This window comes from Mycobacterium genavense ATCC 51234 (assembly GCF_000526915.1).
Lineage (GTDB): Bacteria > Actinomycetota > Actinomycetes > Mycobacteriales > Mycobacteriaceae > Mycobacterium > Mycobacterium genavense.
In genome coordinates this window covers 816,544-834,568 of the sequence record NZ_JAGZ01000001.1, presented here as the reverse complement: position 1 = coordinate 834,568, position 18,025 = coordinate 816,544, and the positions used below count along the sequence as shown (strand labels likewise).

Here is an 18,025-nt window from a genome sequence, read left to right as displayed (position 1 = left end):
CTCGGCGCTTAGCTCGGCACCGCCGCCAAACCGGCATCCAGCTCGGCCCCGGTAATACCGGAAAGGCTCTGCGCCCAGGCGGCAAGCCCCTCGGCATTGAACTGCGGCTGAATCGCCGCGGTCCCCGCCAACCCCGGCGAACTCGCCAATCTCGACGTACTCGCCAATGGGGTTACCGCCGCCATTGCGCCGCTTGACGTGCCAGCGGCCACCGGTGCTACCGGGGTCACAGCTGCCGGGGCAACGTTGATGCTGCCCGTCGCGGTGAGGACGCCGGTAACGGGGTTCCAGGTGAACGCGCCAGCGGCGCCGGTGACGTCGACAGCAGCCTGAGTAACGGTCATGGAAGCCGGTGTCGTCGCGCAGACACCGTTCAGCGCATATATGGAGCCGGACTCAACGGTGAAGCTCATCGTTCCTGCCGGCGCATACGCCGGATAAAACGCATACGCCGGATAAAAGTAGCCGCCTGGGCCCAGGGTCACGATGCCGGACATACCGTTGACGGTGCCCTGCGTAACGTTGATGACGGCGCCGTTACTGGTGGCGAACCCGATGGGGAACCCGCGTACGACCTGGACACCGGAGCCGGCGTTGAGCGTGATCATTCCGCCGCCCGGTGAAGAGTGATGGTGTTGCCCGGTTGCAGGGTGGGGTCGACGAGCTGAGCGAGTGTATGGGTGACCGCTTGTTGCGCGCGGGCAGTTGCGGTCTGGCTCATGGCTCGGGCCTGGTCGCTCAGCCCGGCCTGGTTGGTGGTCTGCGGCGGCTCGTCAAACGAGGTCAGAGTGCTCGCGGTCTCGGCGTCAGCCGCATAGCCGTGCATCGCTGTGGCATCCTGAACCCACATCTCCGCGTATTCGGCTTCGGTGACCGCGATCACCGACGTGTTCTGCCCGAAAAAATTGGTCGCCACCAACACCGCCAACTGCACCCGGTTGGCCGCGATCACCGGCGGGAGCACCGTCATCGCGTAGGCCACCTCATAGGCCGCGGCCGCCGCGTAGGCCTTTCCGGCGGTTAGCCCGGCCTGCGTCGCGCTTGCCTGCAGCCATTCCACATAGGGGGCGGCCGCGGCTTTCATGCGCACCGACGATGGGCCAAACCACGTGTGTCCGGTCAACTCCGCGAGCTCCGAGGCGTAGCCGTCGGCGGTGGACTCCAATTCGGCGGCCAACGCGCCCCAGCCCGCTGCGGCCGCCAACATCGGTCCCGATCCGGGCCCGGCATACATCAACCCGGAATTGATTTCCGGCGGCATTAACCCAAAATCCATGACCGGTTTTCTCTTTCGCTCAAATTGTCCGCTCTCGTCGTGACGGGTGTCAGCGTGAGCACGAGGAACTACACACGGCTGTTGTAAATGATTCGTGACAGGATGCTGAAGCATTCACGAAGCTATGAAGTCGTGAAAAAGACACCGACGCTGGACTTTTCGGGACCGTGTCGAACCACGCCTCACCGAATCGGCGGTACGGGCGCGCCTCGTCTGCTAGACGCGGCGGCGTTCCCGCTCGGCGCTCAGCTCGGCCAGCACAACCTCGCAGACCAGGTTCTGGCTGTAGCCGCGCCGGGCCAGCATTCCCACCAGCCGGCGGGTGATGCGCGCGTCGTCCCCGCTGAGCGTCTCCCGCCGCAGCTTGGCCCGGATCAATTCCTCGGCCCGGTCTCGTTCGGCACCAGCGTCGATGCCGGCCAGCGCCGTGTCGATGACGTCTTTGTCGACGCCCTTGGTGTGCAGCTCGGCGGCCAAGGCGCGCCTGCTCTTTCCCGCTCTGGTATGCCGGGATCGGACCCACTGCTCGGCGAAGTCCCGGTCGTCCACCAGCCCGACGGCCGTCAGCCGGTCGAGTACCCGAGCGCTGACGTCGCCTGGGTATCCGCGTTTGGCGAGCTGGCCGGACAACTCGGCCCGGGTGCGCGACCGGGCGGTGAGCAGGCGCAGGCACAACGCCCGCGCCTGCTCTTCGCGGGAGGGGTCAGAAATCGACGGGGGCTGGGAGGACGTCATCGTCGGTCAACACCGCGCCAATGCCGAGCTTCTCCTTGATCTTCTTCTCGATCTCGTTGGCGATATCGGCGTTCTCCACCAGGAAGTTGCGGACGTTTTCCTTGCCTTGGCCGAGTTGCTCGCCCTCATAGGTGAACCAGGAACCGGACTTACGGATGAAGCCCTGATCCACACCCATATCGATCAGCGAGCCCTCCCTGCTGATACCGCGGCCGTAGAGGATGTCGAACTCGGCCTGCTTGAACGGCGGCGACACCTTGTTCTTGACGACCTTGACCCGGGTGCGGTTGCCGACCGCATCGGTGCCGTCCTTGAGCGTCTCGATCCGGCGCACATCCAAGCGCACCGAGGCGTAGAACTTCAAAGCCTTTCCGCCCGTTGTTGTTTCGGGGCTGCCGAACATCACGCCGATCTTTTCGCGGAGCTGGTTGATGAAGATCGCTGTGGTTCCCGAATTGTTCAGCGCGCCAGTCATTTTCCGCAGCGCCTGGCTCATCAGCCGGGCCTGGAGCCCGACGTGACTGTCGCCCATCTCGCCTTCGAGTTCCGCGCGCGGCACCAGGGCGGCCACCGAGTCGATGACCAGGATGTCCAGGGCGCCGGAGCGGATCAGCATGTCGGCGATCTCCAACGCCTGCTCACCGGTGTCGGGCTGGCTGACCAGCAGCGAATCGGTGTCGACGCCGAGCTTGCGGGCGTAGTCCGGGTCCAGGGCGTGCTCGGCGTCGATGAACGCCGCGACACCGCCGGCGGCCTGGGCATTGGCCACCGCGTGCAGGGCGACGGTCGTCTTACCCGAGGATTCCGGGCCGTAGATCTCCACGACCCGGCCACGGGGCAACCCGCCGATGCCCAGGGCCACGTCCAACGCAATGGATCCGGTCGGAATGACCGAGATCGGCTGACGCTGCTCGTCACCGAGACGCATCACCGAGCCTTTGCCGTAGCTCTTCTCGATCTGGGCCATCGCCAGCTCGAGAGCCTTCTCGCGGTCGGGGGCTTGCACCATGGTGCTCTCCTATAGTCGGTGTTCTTCTGACCGGTATCGGTCGGTTGGCCGTGACACTAGAGCTGGCCACCGACAAGTCGTCCTCTTCGGGTGATCACCACAGTAGACGAACACCTGTTCGATTCAAGTTCGACACGCCGCGAGAGTCGGGTGTGGCAATATCGGCTACCGACAGGGCGCCGACGGGCCCGCATGACCCTGCATGACGAGGAAACCGGTGCGAATCCGGTGCGGTCCCGCCACTGTGATCGGGCAATGATTCGGGCCCGAGAGCCAGATACTCACCGCCGGCGCTTCTCGCTGCATGCTGGGGCGGATCTCCCCGGAGAGGCTGGACGCGTACGCATGGATATCTCCGGCGAGCTTGCCGAAATATCTTCCTACAAAGGGTTTTTCGCGTTGACCGTGGGCGGCGGCGCGCTCGGATGGCACCCGGTCCGTCGGGACTACGCCGACGGCTTCGCCGGCTTGATCGACACCACCGCACAGCGCTACCGCACGACGGACCTACGGATCGCCGCCTCGCTCGTTCACCTCGGCCACGCCACCCGGCTGTGGTCGCCGGTGCTGGCCTGCGCGTTGGCCCACGGCGTCGTCGTCGACCTGCACGACTTGCAACGCGCCGACGACGGGGCGCAGCTGCGCCTGCCCGAACCGATTGGCGAGCCGGTCACCGACCTCGCCGCCCAGGTGTATCGCCTGGTGGTGCACCACCACATGCTGCCGTTCGCGGCCGGGCTGCGGGTCAAACTGGCACCCGCCCTGCTGGCCGGCAACATCGCGTCCGCACTGGTCGGCACGTCGCGGGCGCTGCTGGCGGCCCGGCCCGACCTGCGCGCGCGGATCGTCGAGATCACCGAATCGCTGCTGGACACCGGCGTGCTGAACGGATCCGGCGCGCTCACCGGCTCACATCTGGGCTTCCGGCGCGACAGCTGCTGCCTGTTCTATCGCCTCCCCGGACGATCCGTGTGCGGCGACTGCGTGTTTCGGCAGACGCCGCGCCAGGCCCGGCATTGAGTATGCGCCGGCGGTGGCCAGTGTGCTCGTGTGGCGCCCTAGACACACACGGCTAGGGGTTCACCACTGCTCGCGGGGCACATCGAAGTCGACGCACAACGCCCGCCAGACGTCTCGGGGTTCGATGCCGTCCTCGATCGCCTGGGCGGCGGTCCGGCCGTCGAAACCCGCCAGCACGTGATCGACCAGCACCGACGCACCGTAGGCGGCGCCGAATCGCAGCACCACCCGCTCGTTGAACTCCGTCAGCCGCACGCCAGCCAACATACCGAGCCCGGCTATTTCGCGAGCGCCTGATGGCATACCCGCACCGGGTCGGCGACGCGGTGGATGCCGGCTGCGGCGGTGCGCGCCGCCTCACGGTAGCGAGACGTCGACAACACGTCGTTCACCGCCTCCACCAGCGCATCGGCAGTCAACGGCCGAATCAGCCGCGCGCTGCCCTGACGCATCACCCGGTTGGCGATCTCCCATTGGTCACCGCCGCCGGGAACCACCACCAGCGGTACCCCGGCCAGCAGCGTCTTGGCAACCATTCCATGCCCGCCGCCGCAGATCACCAGGTCGGCATGCGCCAGCAACTCGTCCTGACGTCCCAGCCCGACGGCCGCCCATGGCGGCACCGTCAGATCCGGGCCGTCCAGCCGCGACACCAGCAGCCGGGACCCCGCCGGCAACGTCTCCCCCGGCCTCAGGCAGTCCAGCGCGACCTCGGCCAGCCCCTCAGTGCCGATCAGGGCGGTCGACGGCGCGACGACCACCACCGGCCCGGAACCGGCCGGGACCTCGAGGAGGTGATCGGTCGGCTCGAAGTGCAGCGGCCCGACCACGACGGCCTCGGCCGGCCAGTCCGGGCGGGACACTTCGAGTGCGGGCAGCGTCGCGATCAGCCGACGCAGCGGCCCGGGATCGCGTGCCGGCAGCCCGATCTCCGTGCGCGCCGACGCGCGCTGCGCCAGCCCCGCACGCACCGAGCGCGCCGTCAGCGCCCGCATCACGGCATCGCGCAACCGGCCGCGCAGGCCGGTCCCCGGCGCCAGCCCGCTGCCGATCGGCGGCAACCCCTTCGACGGCAGGTACAGCGGATGCGGGTTGAGCTCGATCCACGGAATCCCGAGCAGCTCGGCGGCCATGCCGCCGCCGGCGGTGATGACGTCGGACACCACGAGGTCGGGCGCCAGGTCGCGCAGCAGCGGGACGTTGAGCACCGCCATCCGCGCCGCGCGCCGGTGGATTCGGGCCCCGGCGTCGACGTCTTCGTCGGTGGCGGCCAGCCCGTCGAGCGCGACCACGGAAATGCCGGCGTCGCGCGCGGCCGGCAGCCATTCCTCGCCGGTGAACAGGGTGGCCTCGTCGCCGGCGTCCCGGAACCGCCGACACAGCGCGATCGCGGGAAACAAGTGCCCGGGATCAGGCCCGGCGACCACGGCGACTCGCACCGCCTCACCCTGCCACAGCGCCCGATGGCCACGCGCCTACGCTGGCACCATGACCGAGCTGACTGGGACAGCCGTCGCGAACACGCGCACGGTCGAGACGTTTCTGAACGCGCTGATGGACGCGGATTACGAGACCGCGGACGCCTCCCTGGACGACAACCTCGTCTACGAAAACGTCGGATTGCCGACGATCCATGGCCGGGCCCGGACGATGAAGCTCCTCCGCCGCATGGACGGTCGCGCGGGATTCGAGGTGAAGATCCACCGCATCGCCGCCGACGGCGCCGCGGTGCTCACCGAGCGCAGCGACGCGCTGATCATGGGCCCGCTGCGCCTGCAGTTCTGGGTGTGCGGCGTGTTCGAAGTGCACAACGGACGAATCACGCTGTGGCGGGACTACTTTGACTTCTTCGACGTGACCAAGGCGTTGCTGCGCGGGGTGGCAGCGCTGGTCCTGCCGTCGCTCAAAGCCTCGTTCTAACGGCCCGGCAGGCCGCCGAGTTCGTCGATCGCCTGAGCCCAGCCGGTCAGGCGATCGGTGGCCTCGACCAGTTCGGCGCGGTAACGCTGGTGCGCGTCGGCTAACCCGTCACCGTTTGCCTTACCGTTTGCCGAGGAAACCAATTGCGCTGCGGCGGTGACCATTTCGTTGTACTGCCGGACCCCGGCGCCGAGCTGCGCGGTGAACGCGTTGATGGTGGGCACCAGATATGCCCGCGACGACTCGGAGTTGCACGCCGCGCTCCATCGACACCACCTCCGCGGCGGTGGACGCCATCGCCGCCGAGGTTCTGTTCGCCGCCGCGCTCAGGCCGGCGATCTCGGCGGGCGGCAACATGGCGCCGCGTTCGATGACGCCCAGCAGCGAGAAGAAACCCCGCTCGGACGCGCCCAGCACATACATCGCGGGGCGCGCCGCCGAACCCGGTGGCGGCAGCCGGCGCGCGACGGCGGGCCGGCTGGCCGGCAGCGGCTCGGCCTTGAGCCAGTGGTAGCGGAAGAACAACAACGTCGCGGGGATCACCTCGAGAACCGCGATCGCGCCGGTGATCTGCAGCAGCAACACGAACCAGCCCCACCACGCCAGCACCGCCGTGACCAAACCCCAGAACACGCTGCCGACGGTGAAGATCCAGGCCCACCGCAGCGCCCGACGACGCCGGCGCAGCAGCCAAGCCCGCGGATCGGCGGCCGCGCTGATCTTCTGGGCGACGAAGCCGGTCAGGTCGGCGACGGTGTCCAGCCCCTGCTGCAACAACGCCCGCCAGAGCCCGCGATGCGTCGCCTTCACCGCCACGTCACACCGGCCGGGCTACTGGCCGAAGGGTTTCTCGGCCACCTGGCCACCGGCACCCTCGGCGGGCGCGGGGGTGGCCGGCGTGGCCCCGGGGGTGGCTGTTCCGCCCGTCGGCAGCGCCTCGCCACGCATCGACGCGCGGATTTGCTCGAGCCGCGAATGACCGGCCATCTCGACGCTGGCCTGCTGGACCTCGAGCATGCGGCCCTGCACGGAATTCTGGGCGAGCTCGGCGGAGCCGACGGCGTTGGCGTAGCGGCGTTCGATCTTGTCACGCACCTCGTCGAGGCTCGGGGTGTTGCCCGGCGCGGCGATCTCGCTCATCGACCGCAGCGAGGCGCTGACCTGTTCCTGCATCTTCGCCTGCTCGAGCTGGCTGAGCAGCTTGGTGCGCTCGGCGATCTTCTGCTGCAACACCATGGCGCTGCGCTCGACGGCCTTCTTGGCCTGTGCGGCCGCGCCCAGGGCCTGGTCGTGCAGCGTCTTGAGATCTTCGACGCTCTGCTCGGCGGTGACCAGCTGGGCGGCGAACGCCTCGGCGGCGTTGGTGTACTCGGCGGCCTTGGCGCCGTCGCCGGCGGCGGTGGCCTGATCGGCCAAGGTCAGCGCCTGGCGCACGTTGACCTGGAGCTTCTCGATGTCGGCGAGCTGCCGGTTGAGCCGCATCTCCAGCTGACGCTGGTTGCCGACCACCTGCGCCGCCTGCTGGGTCAGCGCCTGATGCGTGCGCTGAGCTTCCTCGATGGCCTGCTGAATCTGGATCTTCGGGTCGGCGTGCTCGTCAATTTTCGCGTTGAACAACGCCATGATGTATTTCCACGCTTTGACGAACGGATTGGCCATGAGTAAGCTCCGTTTCCTTGTGTGCCGGACGGCCCTGTCGCTCAATTTAACGGGTCGGAGCCGATCGCCCCACCCTCAGGCCACCGCGAAAGACGCGACCTGCGGGATGACGACCTTGGTGGTGACGTCGATGGTGGACGCGCTGGCCTCGGCCGTCCGCGCCGCGCGTTCCTCGTTCGCCATCCGCTCACCGGTGTCGGTGAGCACCGCCGACACCGGGACGTCCAGCGCGTCGCAGATCGCGTGGAGCAGCTCGCTGGAGGCCTCTTTGCGGCCGCGCTCCACCTCGGACAGATAACCGAGGCTCACCCGCGCGGCGTCCGACACCTCGCGCAGCGTCCGGCCCTGCGTGGTTCGGGCCAGGCGCAGCACCTCGCCGATGACCTCGCGCACCAATGGCGACATCCCGCTCTCCTTCGTCGACTGCCTAATGAAGTCAACGCCGGCAGCGGCCGGCTAGGTTCCCGTCCGCCGCACTTCCCTGACGGTCGAGGCCACATAGTCGACTCCGGTGACCACGGTCAGCACGATCGCGGCGGCCATCACCACCGACGCCGTTACCAGGAACGGCCCCGACAGATCGCTTAACGGCAGCACGAACAACCCGATCGCCACCGCCTGCACGAAGGTCTTGATTTTGCCGCCCCAGCTGGCCGGAATGACGCCCCGGCGAATCACGGCCAGCCGCAACACCGTCACACCGATCTCGCGGGTCAGGATCAGCACCGTCACCCACCACGGCAGGTCGCCGAGCATCGACAACCCGACCAGCGCCGAGCCGATCAGCAGCTTGTCGGCGATCGGATCGACGAACGCGCCGAATTCGGTCGCCATGCCGTAGTTGCGGGCCAGCAGGCCGTCCAGCCGGTCGGTGATGCACGCCACCGCGAACACCACGAAAGCCACGATCCGCGCGACGGTTTCGTGGCCTCCCCCGGCGAACAATGCGAGCAGGAAGATCGGAACCAGCACCAACCGCAACAGCGTGAGGACATTGGCCAGGTTGGCGATGCCGGCGCGTCCGGCCGCCGGTCCTGTCTGCGGCTGCCCCGACACGGCAACAGGATAACGGTTGACCAGCACACCCGCCCCCGATGTCAATACTGTTATCCGTGACCGAACGTTCCCGGGATAGCCAGCAGGTCGTCGTCCGGCGCGCGCGCACATCCGACGTCCCCACGATCAAGCACCTCGTCGACACCTATGCGGGCAAAATTTTGCTGGAGAAGGCCCTGGTGACGCTGTACGAGGCCGTCCAGGAATTCTGGGTGGCCGAGATCGACGGCCGGGTGGTCGGCTGCGGGGCGCTGCACGTGTTCTGGTCGGACCTCGGCGAGATCCGCACCGTCGCGGTCGACCCGGCCGCGACGGGCCATGGCGTCGGCCACGCGATCGTCACCTGCCTGCTCGACGTCGCCCGCGAGCTGCAGCTGGAGCGGATCTTCGTGCTGACCTTCGAGACTGAGTTCTTCGGCAGGCACGGGTTCACCGAGATCGAGGGCACGCCGGTCACCGCCGAGGTGTTCGAGGAGATGTGCCGCTCCTACGACATCGGTGTCGCCGAGTTCCTCGACCTGAGCTACGTCAAGCCGAACATCCTGGGCAACACCCGAATGCTGCTGCTGCTCTAGCGTTATTCGGCGCCGTCATCCGCGCCGGTGGCGTCGGCCCCGCCGCGGATCAGCGCCAGCGTTCCGGCCAGCTCGTCGGGCTTGACCAACACCTCGCGCGCCTTGGACCCCTCCGAGGGCCCGACGATGCCGCGGGTCTCCATCAGGTCCATCAGCCGGCCCGCCTTGGCGAAGCCGACGCGCAGCTTGCGCTGCAGCATCGAGGTGGAGCCGAACTGGCTGGACACCACCAGCTCGACGGCCTGCAGGAAGACGTCCATGTCGTCGCCGATGTCGGGATCGACGTCGGCGCGCTCGGCGGAGGGCTTGGCGGTGGTGACGCCCTCGGTGTACTCGGGTTCGGCCTGCTCTTTGCAGGCGGTGACGACGGCGTGGATCTCCTCGTCGGTGATGAAGGCACCTTGCAGCCGCAACGGCTTGTTGGCGCCCATCGGTAGGAACAGGCCGTCGCCCATCCCGATCAGCTTCTCGGCGCCCTGCTGGTCCAGGATCACCCGGCTGTCGGTCAGCGACGACGTCGCGAACGCCAGCCGCGAGGGCACATTCGTCTTGATCAGCCCGGTGACCACGTCGACCGACGGGCGCTGGGTGGCCAGCACCAGGTGAATGCCGGCGGCGCGGGCCTTCTGGGTGATCCGCACGATGGCGTCCTCGACGTCGCGCGGCGCGGTCATCATCAGGTCGGCCAGCTCGTCGACGATCGCCACCACATACGGGTAGGGCCGGTATTCGCGCTGGCTGCCCAGCGGCGCCGTGATGGCACCGGAGCGCACCTTGGCGTTGAAGTCGTCGATGTGCCGCACCCGCGAGGCCTGCATGTCCTGGTAGCGCTGCTCCATTTCCTCGACCAGCCACGCCAGCGCCGCGGCCGCCTTCTTCGGCTGGGTGATGATCGGGGTGATCAGGTGCGGAATGCCTTCGTACGGCGTCAGTTCCACCATCTTCGGGTCGATCAGGATCATCCTGACCTCTTCCGGGGTGGCCCGCGTCAACAGCGACACCAGCATGGAGTTGACGAAGCTGGACTTACCCGAACCGGTGGAGCCGGCCACCAGCAAGTGCGGCATCTTGGCCAGGTTCGCCGAGATGAAATCGCCCTCGATGTCCTTGCCCAGCCCGATCACCAGCGGATGGTGGTCGCGCCGGGTCGACGGCGCGGTGAGCACGTCGGCGAGTCGCACCATCTCCCGGTCGGTGTTGGGCACCTCGATGCCGACCGCGGACTTGCCGGGGATCGGGGCGAGCATCCGGACGCTCTCGGTTGCCACGGCGTAGGCGAGGTTCTTCTGCAGCGCGGTGATCTTCTCGACCTTGACGCCCGGCCCCAGCTCCACCTCGTAGCGGGTGACGGTCGGACCGCGGGTGCAGCCGATCACGGCCGCGTCGACCTTGAACTGGGTCAGCACCTCGCCGATGGCCTCGGCCATCTGCGTGTTGGCCGCGCTGCGCTTCTTGGGCGGGTCGCCGGCGACCAGCAGCTCCAGCGACGGCAGCGTGTACGGGCCTTCGACGACCCGGTCCAGCACCGGGGTGTCCGGCTTCTTGGCGGCACGACGGCGGCTCTTCGGGATCGCCGGGACGGTCGGAGTCTCGTCCGGCGGCGGATCGTCCAACGCGACGGCAGGCGCCCACGCCTCGGGTTCCTGCTCGAGCGCGCCGTCGTCGTGGTAGCCGTCGGAAAAGTCTTCGCGCGCTTCGTCATCGACTTGGTCGTAGTCGTAGTCGTCGTCATAGTTGGCGGCGTAGAGGTCGTCCACGAACGGGGTGCCGAACAGGGCCCGCATCATTTCGGGCAACTCACGCAGCGTGGTACCGGTCAGCAACAGCAGCCCGAACAGCGCGCCGATGAACAACAGCGGTGCGGCGATCCAGGCTGTCAGCCCGTCGGCCAGCGGGCCGCCGATGGCAAAGCCGATGAATCCCGCGGCCCGGCGGCGCAATTCGGGGTCACCGGGCGAACCTGACCAGAGGTGGCGCAGGCCGAGCAGCGAGAAGCTGATCATGCTGGCACCCAGGATCAGCCGAGGTCGCGCCTCGGGATTGGGCTGGGTGCGCATCAGCACGATCGCCACCACGCCGAGCGCGACCGGTAGCGCCAGCACCCCGGCGCCGATGAACGTGCGCAACACCTCGTCGACCCAGGCGCCGATCGGCCGCGCGGCACCGAACCATGAGCTGGCGGCGATCACGACGGCCAGGGCGAGCAGAACCAGCGCGATCCCGTCGCGACGGTGCCCGGGATCGATGTCGCGGGCCCGCCCGATCGACCGTGCCGCACCGCCGGTCCCCCGGGCCGCCATCAGCCAGAGGGCCCGCAGCGCGCGCCCGCCGGTCACCCCCGCGGCAACCAGCAGCGACCGGTGGTGCCGGTTGGCCGGCCGGCCGACTTTCTTGGCGGCCTTCTTGCGGGCAGGCGCCGGCCGCGCACTTCGGGACCCACTGGACCGCGAAGTGGCCTTTGACCTGCTCGTTCGAGTTCCGGAGCGAGCAGCGGTCTTACTAGCCATGGGGTCCAGCCTAGTCGCATCGGCCCCATATTCACCATCTGCCACACGGGTCACAAAAACGTGACAATTCGAGCGTCCCAGCGCCGGTGGACGCGGGCTGACTCACGCCACTGCGGCGTGAGTAGGGTGACAGCTATCGCCTCCATCACCCCTCAAGGAGCCCGCATGGCCGTCGTCGTCCTCGCCACCTTCGTTGTGAAGCCGGAATCGATCGACACCGTTCGCGACATCCTCAAGGCCGCCGCCGAGGAGGTGCACTCCGAGCCCGGCTGCCAGCTGTACGCGGTGCACGAGTCCGGTGAGACCTTCGTCTTCGTCGAGCAGTGGGCCGACGAGGAGGCGCTGAAGGCACACAGCACCGCCCCCGCGGTGGGCAAGATGTTCACCGCGGTCGGTGAGCATCTCGCCGGCGCACCGGACATCAAGATGCTGCAACCTGTCCCGGCCGGGGATCCGGACAAGGGCCAGCTGCGCAGGTGACCGAGGGCCCGTTGCGGGGCGCGCTGATCACCGGCGCGGCCCGCGGCCAGGGCCGCGCCCACGCGGTGCGACTGGCCAGTGACGGCGCCGACGTGATCGCGGTCGACCTGTGTGCGCAGATCCCCAGCGTGCCCTATGCCCTGGCCACGCCCGAGGACCTGGCGGCCACCGTCAAACTCGTCGAAGACGCTGGCGCCCGCGTCGTGGCCAAACAGGCCGATGTGCGCGACCGCGCGTCGCTGGCGGCCGCGGTGCAGGCCGGTATCGACGAGCTTGGCCGACTCGACATCGTGGTGGCCAACGCCGGTATCGCGCCGATGCAGTCCGGCGACAACGGCTGGCGCGATGTGATCGACGTCAACCTCACCGGCGTCTACAACACCATCAAGGCCGCGATCCCGACCATGGTCGCCCAGGATGACGGCGGGTCGATCGTGCTGATCAGTTCGAGTGCCGGGCTGGCCGGCGTCGGCAGCGCTGACGCGGGTTCGGTCGGCTACGCCGCCGCCAAGCACGGGGTGGTGGGGCTGATGCGGGTATACGCGAATCTGCTTGCGCGGGAGATGATTCGGGTCAACTCGATTCATCCGTCCGGTGTGGATACGCCGATGATCAACAACGAGTTCACCCGGGAATGGCTGGCCAAGATGGCCGCCGCGAGCGACGCACCCGCCGCGATGGGCAACGCGATGCCGGTGGCGACGCTGGACGCCGAGGACATTGCCAACGCGGTGGCCTGGCTGGTGTCCGACCAGGCCCGCTACATCACCGGGGTGACGTTGCCGGTCGACGCGGGCTATCTGAACAAGTAGCTGTCATGGCTCGAAACCCCGCTGCGCAGACCGCTTTTGGGCCGATGCTGCTCGCCGCCGTCGAGCAGAACGAACCGGCCGGGCGGCGCCTGGTCGACGACGACCTCGCCGACCTGTTCTTGCCGGCCCCCATGCGCTGGCTGGTCGCCGCGACCCGAGCGGCGCCAATCCGTCGCCTGATGGTTCGTGGATCGGAATGGAGCGGGCCCGGGCTGTGGGCGAATCTGGCCTGCCGCAAGCGATTCATCGCCGACAAGCTCAACGAGTCACTGGGTGATATCAACGCCGTCGTCATCCTGGTAGCCGGACTGGTCACCCGCGCCTACCTGCTGAACCGGCGGGTCCGGATGCCGGTGTTCGAAGTGGACCTGCCGGTCAACATCGCCCGCAAGGCCAAGGCGGTCCGCAGGGTGCTGGGCAGCCTGCGGCTCTCGGTTCGATTGGTGGCCTTGGATTTCGAGCGCGACGACCTGCTGACCGCCCTGGCCGAGCACGGCTACCACACCGACTACCGCGCCCTCTTCATCTGCGAAGGCGTGACGCAGTACCTCACCGAGGACGGCGTACGGAGAACACTGGACGGACTACGCGCGGCGGCGCCGGGCAGCCGGCTGGTGTTCACCTACGTCCGCCGCAACTTCATCGACGGTATGAACCGCTACGGCACCCGCACGTTGTACCGCAATGTGCGTGAGCGCCAACAACTTTGGCATTTCGGGCTGGAGCCCGACGAGGTCGCCGGATTCCTCGCCGAGTACGGGTGGCGGCTGATCGAACAGGCCGGGCCAAACGAACTCGTCGCGCGTTATGTCAAGCCCACCGGCCGCAAACTCAAAGCCTCGCAGCTGGAATGGTCGGCCTACGCGGAGAAGACCTAACGCGTCGATCAAAGATCGAGCAGCTGCTTGTCGATGCTCTTGCCCGCTTCGTCGTCGGCGCTTCCGTAAACGGCCTTCGCGGTGCGCAGCTTGCCGGCAGGTCGGTCGACGCCTTGCTCATGGCGTCGGCGGTCTTTTTCCGTGCGGCCGCGGCTTTGGTGAACGCCACATTGGACACCCCGCTGATGACGCCGTGGGTGACCCAGGTGGCGATTTCCACATTGGAGCCCGCCGATGCCGCGGTCGTCGCCTGGGTGGCCGCTTGGTCTTGCTTGATCGCCAAACTGTCGAGGTGTTCTGGGGTGACGGCCAGGTCAGCCATGGTTACTTCTCCTTGAATCCTGATGAATACCGTTGGTTAGCGACGAATCACACGCCGCGCGGAGACGCACTCGGCCACTGCGCCGGTGTGTCGCGGGGTGGCGCGACCTGAATGGGTGCGCGCTCGGCCGGACCGGCGCCGGCACCCGCGTAAGCGGCCTCCTCGGTGAGGACCTCGGGCAACACCGGCGCCCGCTCCTCCGCGACCGTGTAGGCGTACTCCTGCAGCTGTCCCTTGGCCTGGTTGACCAGGGTTTCGGGCTTGGACACCCGCCCGGACAGGCTGGTGCCTGACATCGCGGCGGTTTGAGCCAGCGTCGGCATGGTGCCCGTGGGAATGGACGAGGACACGTACTCCGGTGCCGCGGGGGCCGCCGCCGGTGCCGCGGGGGTCGCAGGAGCGGCAGGAGCCGCAGGAGCCGCAGGAGCCGCAGGAGCGGCGGGAGCCGCGAAGGCCGCGGGGTCTCGCTGCACACGTTGGTCCGCACGATCGGCGGCCAGCACCGGCCGGCGGCGCAACGGCGACCACGGACGGCCCGGACAGGCCGGCCGAGATGGCCCCGAAGCCCGACACCGCGGACGTGGACTGACTCGCGACGACCGTCTGCGCCGCAGCGACCGAATCGTTCTGAACGATCCCGGAGGCCAGCTGAGAGTAGCTGGCGGCCAGCGCATCTGCCGTCTTACCGTTCTCGATCGAAAAGCCGAGCAGGGTCCCCAGCAAGCTCACGGCAGCCGCGATCCCCAAACTCGCAACCGCAATTGCGAAAATCTTCGCCGCGACAGGCCCGGCCGGGGCCGGCACCGTCAGCGTGAGGATCACCTCGACGACGAGAGCAGCGAGCAGGACATCGTTCAATATGCCGAAAGCCAAATGCATGTGGGTGACCCAGTCGGCCTGGTTTTTCATCAGGTCCGCCAACTGGCTGTCCAGGCTGGCCATTTGCTGCGAGACGTTCTGCAGTGTCGTGTCCACGTCGGCATACGCTTCCGAAGCCGTGCCCTCCCAGCCGGAGTCGGGAAGGGCGGACTTCAGCTGGCCGGCGAGCGTGGTGAATTGCTGTGACCCGGTTTTCAGGGAAGCGCCGTCATAGGGTGTCCCGAAGCCGGTCGTCAGCTGCAAAAGCTGGACGGCGGTGATGGTCCAGGAGATGATGCTGAGCCCTTTCGCGAACTCTTTGGCGCCCTCCGCCCCGCCCATCTGGCTTGTCAGATTCATCCTGGAGGTTAAGGGCAGGGACTTGAAATAACTCAATATCATCTTCCCGGTAAAGGGAGCCGCAAGAAATCCGATGTCACCAACGGTATTGGTCGCCGTCGCCGCATAGCCTTCGGCGCCCGGTTCGGAGCCGCTCCAACCGCTGGTATCCAGGCCAAGGCCCGTTCCTTGTTGACCCAGCGCGGCCAAACTGGTGAGAATCTTTGCAGCAGCAGCAAACGCAGACATCCGAGATTCCCTTCATGCTTTTGAGATTTATTCACGACGGCCCGGGGCGTCGCGTCGTCAACTGAGCGTAACCCCGGTCAGGGGGTGGTTATCGCACGAATTTTTCGGGGCAGCAATTGCAATTGAAAATCAGATTCACTCAAGAAAACTGCTGATAAACACATGCATTCGGAAAGGAAAAGACACCTTAAACTTGAGGAAACACTGGCCCGAAACTCGCATCAATGCTGCTGCCGGAAAGGAAAGGACGCCATGATGACCGACCAAATGCACCCACAGGTCGCCGAGGCGCTGCGTCAAGCACAGCAGTTTCAATCGGCCCTCGACGACCACATGCACCGCACTAACACCGGTACCTTCACGGCCACCGACGAAACCGAGACCGTCAAGGTGACCGTGAACGCGCAGCTGGTTTTGACCGACGTCGACATCGAACCGGGCCTGCTGCGGCTGGGCCCCGAGGTGGTCGAGGAGCGCATCAACGATGCGCTGCGCAAAGCGGAGGCCGTAGCGACCGCGAGCAACGAAACCGACGAAGAGCGCCTCGTCGCGTCACTCGCCGAGATCACCTGCTCGCTGAGCAACGTCCTGGACGTGCCCTTTGCGGACACCGGAAAGTAGTGCAGCAGTTAATGTTTCGTTGAGCCACCTCACACTTCGATGACGGTCGGCACGATCATCGGCTGACGGCGATAGGTTTCGCCCACCCACTTTCCGACGGTTCGCCGCACACCCTGAGCGATCCGGATCGGGTCGGTTACATTGTTGGCGATCAGTGACTCCAGCTCTTCGGAGACTTTGCGCACGGCGGGCTCGAGCGCCTTGGGGTCCTCGGAGAATCCGCGGGAATGCAGGTGCGGTGTGGTCACCGGTCGCCCGGTGCCGCGGGTCACCACCACGGTCACCGCGACGAAGCCCTCGGACAGAATCAGCCGCTCGCCCAGCGTGATATCGCCGACGTCACCGGTGACCAGGCCGTCGACGAACATCTTGCCGACCGGTACCGCCCCTGCGATCGACGCCCTGCCGCCGACCAGATCGACGCTGACACCGTTCTCGGCCAACAGGATCGACTCTTCTGGGACACCGGTGCTGGCGGCCAGCTTGGCGTTGGCGCGCAGCATGCGCCAGGTGCCGTGCACCGGCATCACGTTGCGGGGCCGCACCCCGTTGTACAGGAGGAGCAGCTCACCGGCGTAGGCGTGGCCCGAAACATGCACGCGGGCTTGGACATTGGTGACCACTCGGGTACCGATCTTGGACAGCGCGTCAATCACGCCGTAGACGGTCTCCTCGTTGCCGGGGATCAGCGACGACGACAGCACGACCAGGTCCCCCGCGGTCAGCGTGATGCTGCGGTGCTCGCCGCGCGACATCCGCGACAACGCCGCCATCGGCTCGCCCTGTGTGCCGGTGGTGACCAGCACCACCCGCTCCGGCGGCATCATCTCGGCCGCACCGATGTCGATCAGGTCGGAGTCGTCGACCCGCAGGAACCCCAGCTCCCGGGCGATGCTCATGTTGCGCACCATGGACCGCCCGACGAACGACACGCGTCGACCCAAAGCCACTGCGGCATCGATGATCTGCTGCACCCGGTCGACGTTGGACGCGAAGCAGGCCACGATCACGCGGCCTTCGGCACCGCGGATCAGCCAATGCAAGGTCGGGCCCACCTCGCTTTCCGACGGCCCGACGCCGGGGATCTCCGAGTTGGTGGAATCGCACAGGAACAGATCGACACCGGCTCCGCCGAGCCGCGACATGCCGGGCAGATCGGTGGGCCGGCCGTCCAGCGGCAATTGGTCGAGCTTGATGTCGCCAGTGTGCAAAACCGTTCCCGCGCCGGTGTACACCGCGATGGCCAGCGCGTCGGGAATGGAGTGGTTGACGGCGAAGTATTCGCAGTCGAACACGCCGTGGCGACTGCTCTGCCCCTCTTTGACTTCGACGAACACCGGCTTGAGGCGGTGCTCGCGACACTTGGCGGCCACCATCGCCAGGGTGAACTTGGACCCGACGACCGGAATGTCGGGCCGCAGCTTGAGCAAAAACGGGATAGCCCCGATGTGATCCTCGTGCGCATGCGTCAGCACCAGCGCCTCGATGTCGTCCAGACGGTCCTCGATGTGGCGCAGGTCGGGCAGGATCAGGTCGACGCCGGGCTCGTCGTGGGTGGGAAACATCACCCCGCAGTCGATGATCAGCAACCGACCCAGGTGCTCGAAAACCGTCATGTTGCGGCCGATTTCGCTGATGCCGCCGAGCGCAGTCACCCGCAACCCACCTGCGGTCAACGGACCTGGCGGGCTGAGGTCTTCGTTCACCTG

General features: G+C 67.3%; 19 protein-coding genes, 2 pseudogenes and 1 riboswitch. Of the genes and pseudogenes, 7 read left to right on the top strand and 14 right to left on the bottom strand.

Annotated features, from left to right (window positions below; all coding sequences use genetic code 11):
* Positions 1 to 8 precede the first annotated feature (8 nt).
* The 4 genes and pseudogenes from T428_RS0104125 to recA all read right to left on the bottom strand — a co-directional run bounded on the left by T428_RS0104125 (position 9) and on the right by recA (position 3,020).
* A complete protein-coding gene (locus T428_RS0104125) occupies positions 9 to 608 on the bottom strand; it encodes a hypothetical protein (RefSeq protein ID WP_036466905.1) in 600 nt (199 codons plus the stop codon).
* 50 nt (positions 609 to 658) lie between these two features.
* Positions 659 to 1,276: pseudogene (locus tag T428_RS25485) on the bottom strand (PPE family protein); the annotation flags it as partial.
* Between the two features lie 216 nt (positions 1,277 to 1,492).
* Complete coding sequence (gene recX, locus T428_RS0104115; protein ID WP_025735479.1) at positions 1,493 to 2,011, bottom strand: recombination regulator RecX; 519 nt, start codon at positions 2,009 to 2,011, stop codon at positions 1,493 to 1,495.
* A complete protein-coding gene (gene recA / locus T428_RS0104110) occupies positions 1,980 to 3,020 on the bottom strand; it encodes a recombinase RecA (protein WP_025735478.1) in 1,041 nt (346 codons plus the stop codon). Before recA ends, recX begins: the two co-directional genes overlap by 32 nt.
* A gap of 166 nt (positions 3,021 to 3,186) precedes the next feature.
* A riboswitch (cobalamin riboswitch) is annotated at positions 3,187 to 3,323 on the top strand.
* Between the two features lie 42 nt (positions 3,324 to 3,365).
* Between recA and T428_RS0104105 the strand changes: the two genes are divergently transcribed.
* Positions 3,366 to 4,040, top strand: coding sequence for a (2Fe-2S)-binding protein (locus T428_RS0104105; RefSeq protein WP_025735477.1), 675 nt, complete (start codon positions 3,366 to 3,368; stop codon positions 4,038 to 4,040).
* Positions 4,041 to 4,100: 60 nt separating this feature from the next.
* On the opposite strand, the gene T428_RS0104100 is transcribed toward T428_RS0104105, so the two are convergent.
* Positions 4,101 to 4,295 (bottom strand): DUF3046 domain-containing protein, encoded by a 195-nt coding sequence (locus T428_RS0104100; protein WP_025735476.1) that lies wholly within the window; start codon positions 4,293 to 4,295, stop codon positions 4,101 to 4,103.
* 23 nt (positions 4,296 to 4,318) lie between these two features.
* Positions 4,319 to 5,479, bottom strand: a complete 1,161-nt coding sequence (locus tag T428_RS0104095) for a glycosyltransferase (protein WP_025735475.1) — start codon at positions 5,477 to 5,479, stop codon at positions 4,319 to 4,321.
* Between the two features lie 49 nt (positions 5,480 to 5,528).
* On the opposite strand from T428_RS0104095, the gene T428_RS0104090 reads away from it, so the two are divergent.
* Complete coding sequence (locus T428_RS0104090; protein WP_025735474.1) at positions 5,529 to 5,960, top strand: limonene-1,2-epoxide hydrolase; 432 nt, start codon at positions 5,529 to 5,531, stop codon at positions 5,958 to 5,960.
* On the opposite strand, the pseudogene pspM reads toward T428_RS0104090, so the two are convergent.
* From pspM to pgsA, 4 genes and pseudogenes are all read right to left on the bottom strand, one after another.
* Positions 5,957 to 6,776: pseudogene (gene pspM / locus T428_RS25480) on the bottom strand (phage shock envelope stress response protein PspM). The gene T428_RS0104090 and the pseudogene pspM sit on opposite strands and share 4 nt — an antisense overlap.
* A 15-nt stretch (positions 6,777 to 6,791) precedes the next feature.
* The gene (gene pspA / locus T428_RS0104080; RefSeq protein WP_025735473.1) at positions 6,792 to 7,619 is read right to left on the bottom strand and encodes a phage shock protein PspA; all 828 of its coding nucleotides are present in this window, start codon (positions 7,617 to 7,619) and stop codon (positions 6,792 to 6,794) included.
* 75 nt (positions 7,620 to 7,694) lie between these two features.
* The gene (gene clgR / locus T428_RS0104075; RefSeq protein WP_025735472.1) at positions 7,695 to 8,024 is read right to left on the bottom strand and encodes a transcriptional regulator ClgR; all 330 of its coding nucleotides are present in this window, start codon (positions 8,022 to 8,024) and stop codon (positions 7,695 to 7,697) included.
* A gap of 51 nt (positions 8,025 to 8,075) precedes the next feature.
* Positions 8,076 to 8,675, bottom strand: a complete 600-nt coding sequence (gene pgsA / locus T428_RS0104070) for a CDP-diacylglycerol--glycerol-3-phosphate 3-phosphatidyltransferase (RefSeq protein ID WP_025735471.1) — start codon at positions 8,673 to 8,675, stop codon at positions 8,076 to 8,078.
* A 56-nt stretch (positions 8,676 to 8,731) separates the two neighbouring features.
* Between pgsA and T428_RS0104065 the strand changes: the two genes are divergently transcribed.
* Complete coding sequence (locus tag T428_RS0104065) at positions 8,732 to 9,250, top strand: amino-acid N-acetyltransferase (protein ID WP_025735470.1); 519 nt, start codon at positions 8,732 to 8,734, stop codon at positions 9,248 to 9,250.
* A 2-nt stretch (positions 9,251 to 9,252) separates the two neighbouring features.
* Here the strand turns inward: T428_RS0104065 and T428_RS0104060 are convergent, their stop codons facing one another.
* Positions 9,253 to 11,757 (bottom strand): FtsK/SpoIIIE family DNA translocase, encoded by a 2,505-nt coding sequence (locus tag T428_RS0104060; RefSeq protein WP_084298601.1) that lies wholly within the window; start codon positions 11,755 to 11,757, stop codon positions 9,253 to 9,255.
* 165 nt (positions 11,758 to 11,922) lie between these two features.
* Between T428_RS0104060 and T428_RS0104055 the strand changes: the two genes are divergently transcribed.
* Genes T428_RS0104055 through T428_RS0104045 form a run of 3 tightly spaced genes read left to right on the top strand, consistent with a single transcriptional unit; the run spans position 11,923 to position 13,927 of the window.
* The gene (locus T428_RS0104055; protein ID WP_025735468.1) at positions 11,923 to 12,237 is read left to right on the top strand and encodes a putative quinol monooxygenase; all 315 of its coding nucleotides are present in this window, start codon (positions 11,923 to 11,925) and stop codon (positions 12,235 to 12,237) included.
* A complete protein-coding gene (locus tag T428_RS0104050; RefSeq protein WP_025735467.1) occupies positions 12,234 to 13,049 on the top strand; it encodes a mycofactocin-coupled SDR family oxidoreductase in 816 nt (271 codons plus the stop codon). Before T428_RS0104055 ends, T428_RS0104050 begins: the two co-directional genes overlap by 4 nt.
* A 5-nt stretch (positions 13,050 to 13,054) precedes the next feature.
* Positions 13,055 to 13,927, top strand: coding sequence for an SAM-dependent methyltransferase (locus tag T428_RS0104045; protein ID WP_025735466.1), 873 nt, complete (start codon positions 13,055 to 13,057; stop codon positions 13,925 to 13,927).
* Here the strand turns inward: T428_RS0104045 and T428_RS35925 are convergent.
* Together T428_RS35925 and T428_RS33130 are read right to left on the bottom strand one after the other, a co-directional pair.
* On the bottom strand, positions 13,881 to 14,249 hold the full coding sequence (locus tag T428_RS35925) for a type VII secretion target (RefSeq protein ID WP_084298600.1): 369 nt from the start codon (positions 14,247 to 14,249) through the stop codon (positions 13,881 to 13,883). The two genes, T428_RS0104045 and T428_RS35925, sit on opposite strands and share 47 nt — an antisense overlap.
* 36 nt (positions 14,250 to 14,285) lie before the next feature.
* Positions 14,286 to 15,695 (bottom strand): EspA/EspE family type VII secretion system effector, encoded by a 1,410-nt coding sequence (locus tag T428_RS33130; RefSeq protein ID WP_169733609.1) that lies wholly within the window; start codon positions 15,693 to 15,695, stop codon positions 14,286 to 14,288.
* Positions 15,696 to 15,950: 255 nt separating this feature from the next.
* Between T428_RS33130 and T428_RS0104020 the strand changes: the two genes are divergently transcribed.
* Positions 15,951 to 16,316, top strand: coding sequence for a YbaB/EbfC family nucleoid-associated protein (locus T428_RS0104020; protein ID WP_025735462.1), 366 nt, complete (start codon positions 15,951 to 15,953; stop codon positions 16,314 to 16,316).
* 29 nt (positions 16,317 to 16,345) lie between these two features.
* On the opposite strand, the gene T428_RS0104015 is transcribed toward T428_RS0104020, so the two are convergent.
* A complete protein-coding gene (locus T428_RS0104015; protein ID WP_025735461.1) occupies positions 16,346 to 18,022 on the bottom strand; it encodes a ribonuclease J in 1,677 nt (558 codons plus the stop codon).
* Positions 18,023 to 18,025: the final 3 nt, after the last annotated feature.

Coding starts and splice junctions, on each gene's coding strand:
- T428_RS0104125 (WP_036466905.1), bottom strand. CDS start 608: ATGATCACGCTCAACGCCGGCTCCGGTGTCCAGGTCGTACGCGGGTTC.
- recX (WP_025735479.1), bottom strand. CDS start 2,011: ATGACGTCCTCCCAGCCCCCGTCGATTTCTGACCCCTCCCGCGAAGAG.
- recA (WP_025735478.1), bottom strand. CDS start 3,020: ATGGTGCAAGCCCCCGACCGCGAGAAGGCTCTCGAGCTGGCGATGGCC.
- T428_RS0104105 (WP_025735477.1), top strand. CDS start 3,366: ATGGATATCTCCGGCGAGCTTGCCGAAATATCTTCCTACAAAGGGTTT.
- T428_RS0104090 (WP_025735474.1), top strand. CDS start 5,529: ATGACCGAGCTGACTGGGACAGCCGTCGCGAACACGCGCACGGTCGAG.
- pspA (WP_025735473.1), bottom strand. CDS start 7,619: ATGGCCAATCCGTTCGTCAAAGCGTGGAAATACATCATGGCGTTGTTC.
- clgR (WP_025735472.1), bottom strand. CDS start 8,024: ATGTCGCCATTGGTGCGCGAGGTCATCGGCGAGGTGCTGCGCCTGGCC.
- T428_RS0104060 (WP_084298601.1), bottom strand. CDS start 11,757: ATGGCTAGTAAGACCGCTGCTCGCTCCGGAACTCGAACGAGCAGGTCA.
- T428_RS0104055 (WP_025735468.1), top strand. CDS start 11,923: ATGGCCGTCGTCGTCCTCGCCACCTTCGTTGTGAAGCCGGAATCGATC.
- T428_RS0104045 (WP_025735466.1), top strand. CDS start 13,055: ATGGCTCGAAACCCCGCTGCGCAGACCGCTTTTGGGCCGATGCTGCTC.
- T428_RS35925 (WP_084298600.1), bottom strand. CDS start 14,249: ATGGCTGACCTGGCCGTCACCCCAGAACACCTCGACAGTTTGGCGATC.
- T428_RS33130 (WP_169733609.1), bottom strand. CDS start 15,695: ATGTCTGCGTTTGCTGCTGCTGCAAAGATTCTCACCAGTTTGGCCGCG.
- T428_RS0104020 (WP_025735462.1), top strand. CDS start 15,951: ATGACCGACCAAATGCACCCACAGGTCGCCGAGGCGCTGCGTCAAGCA.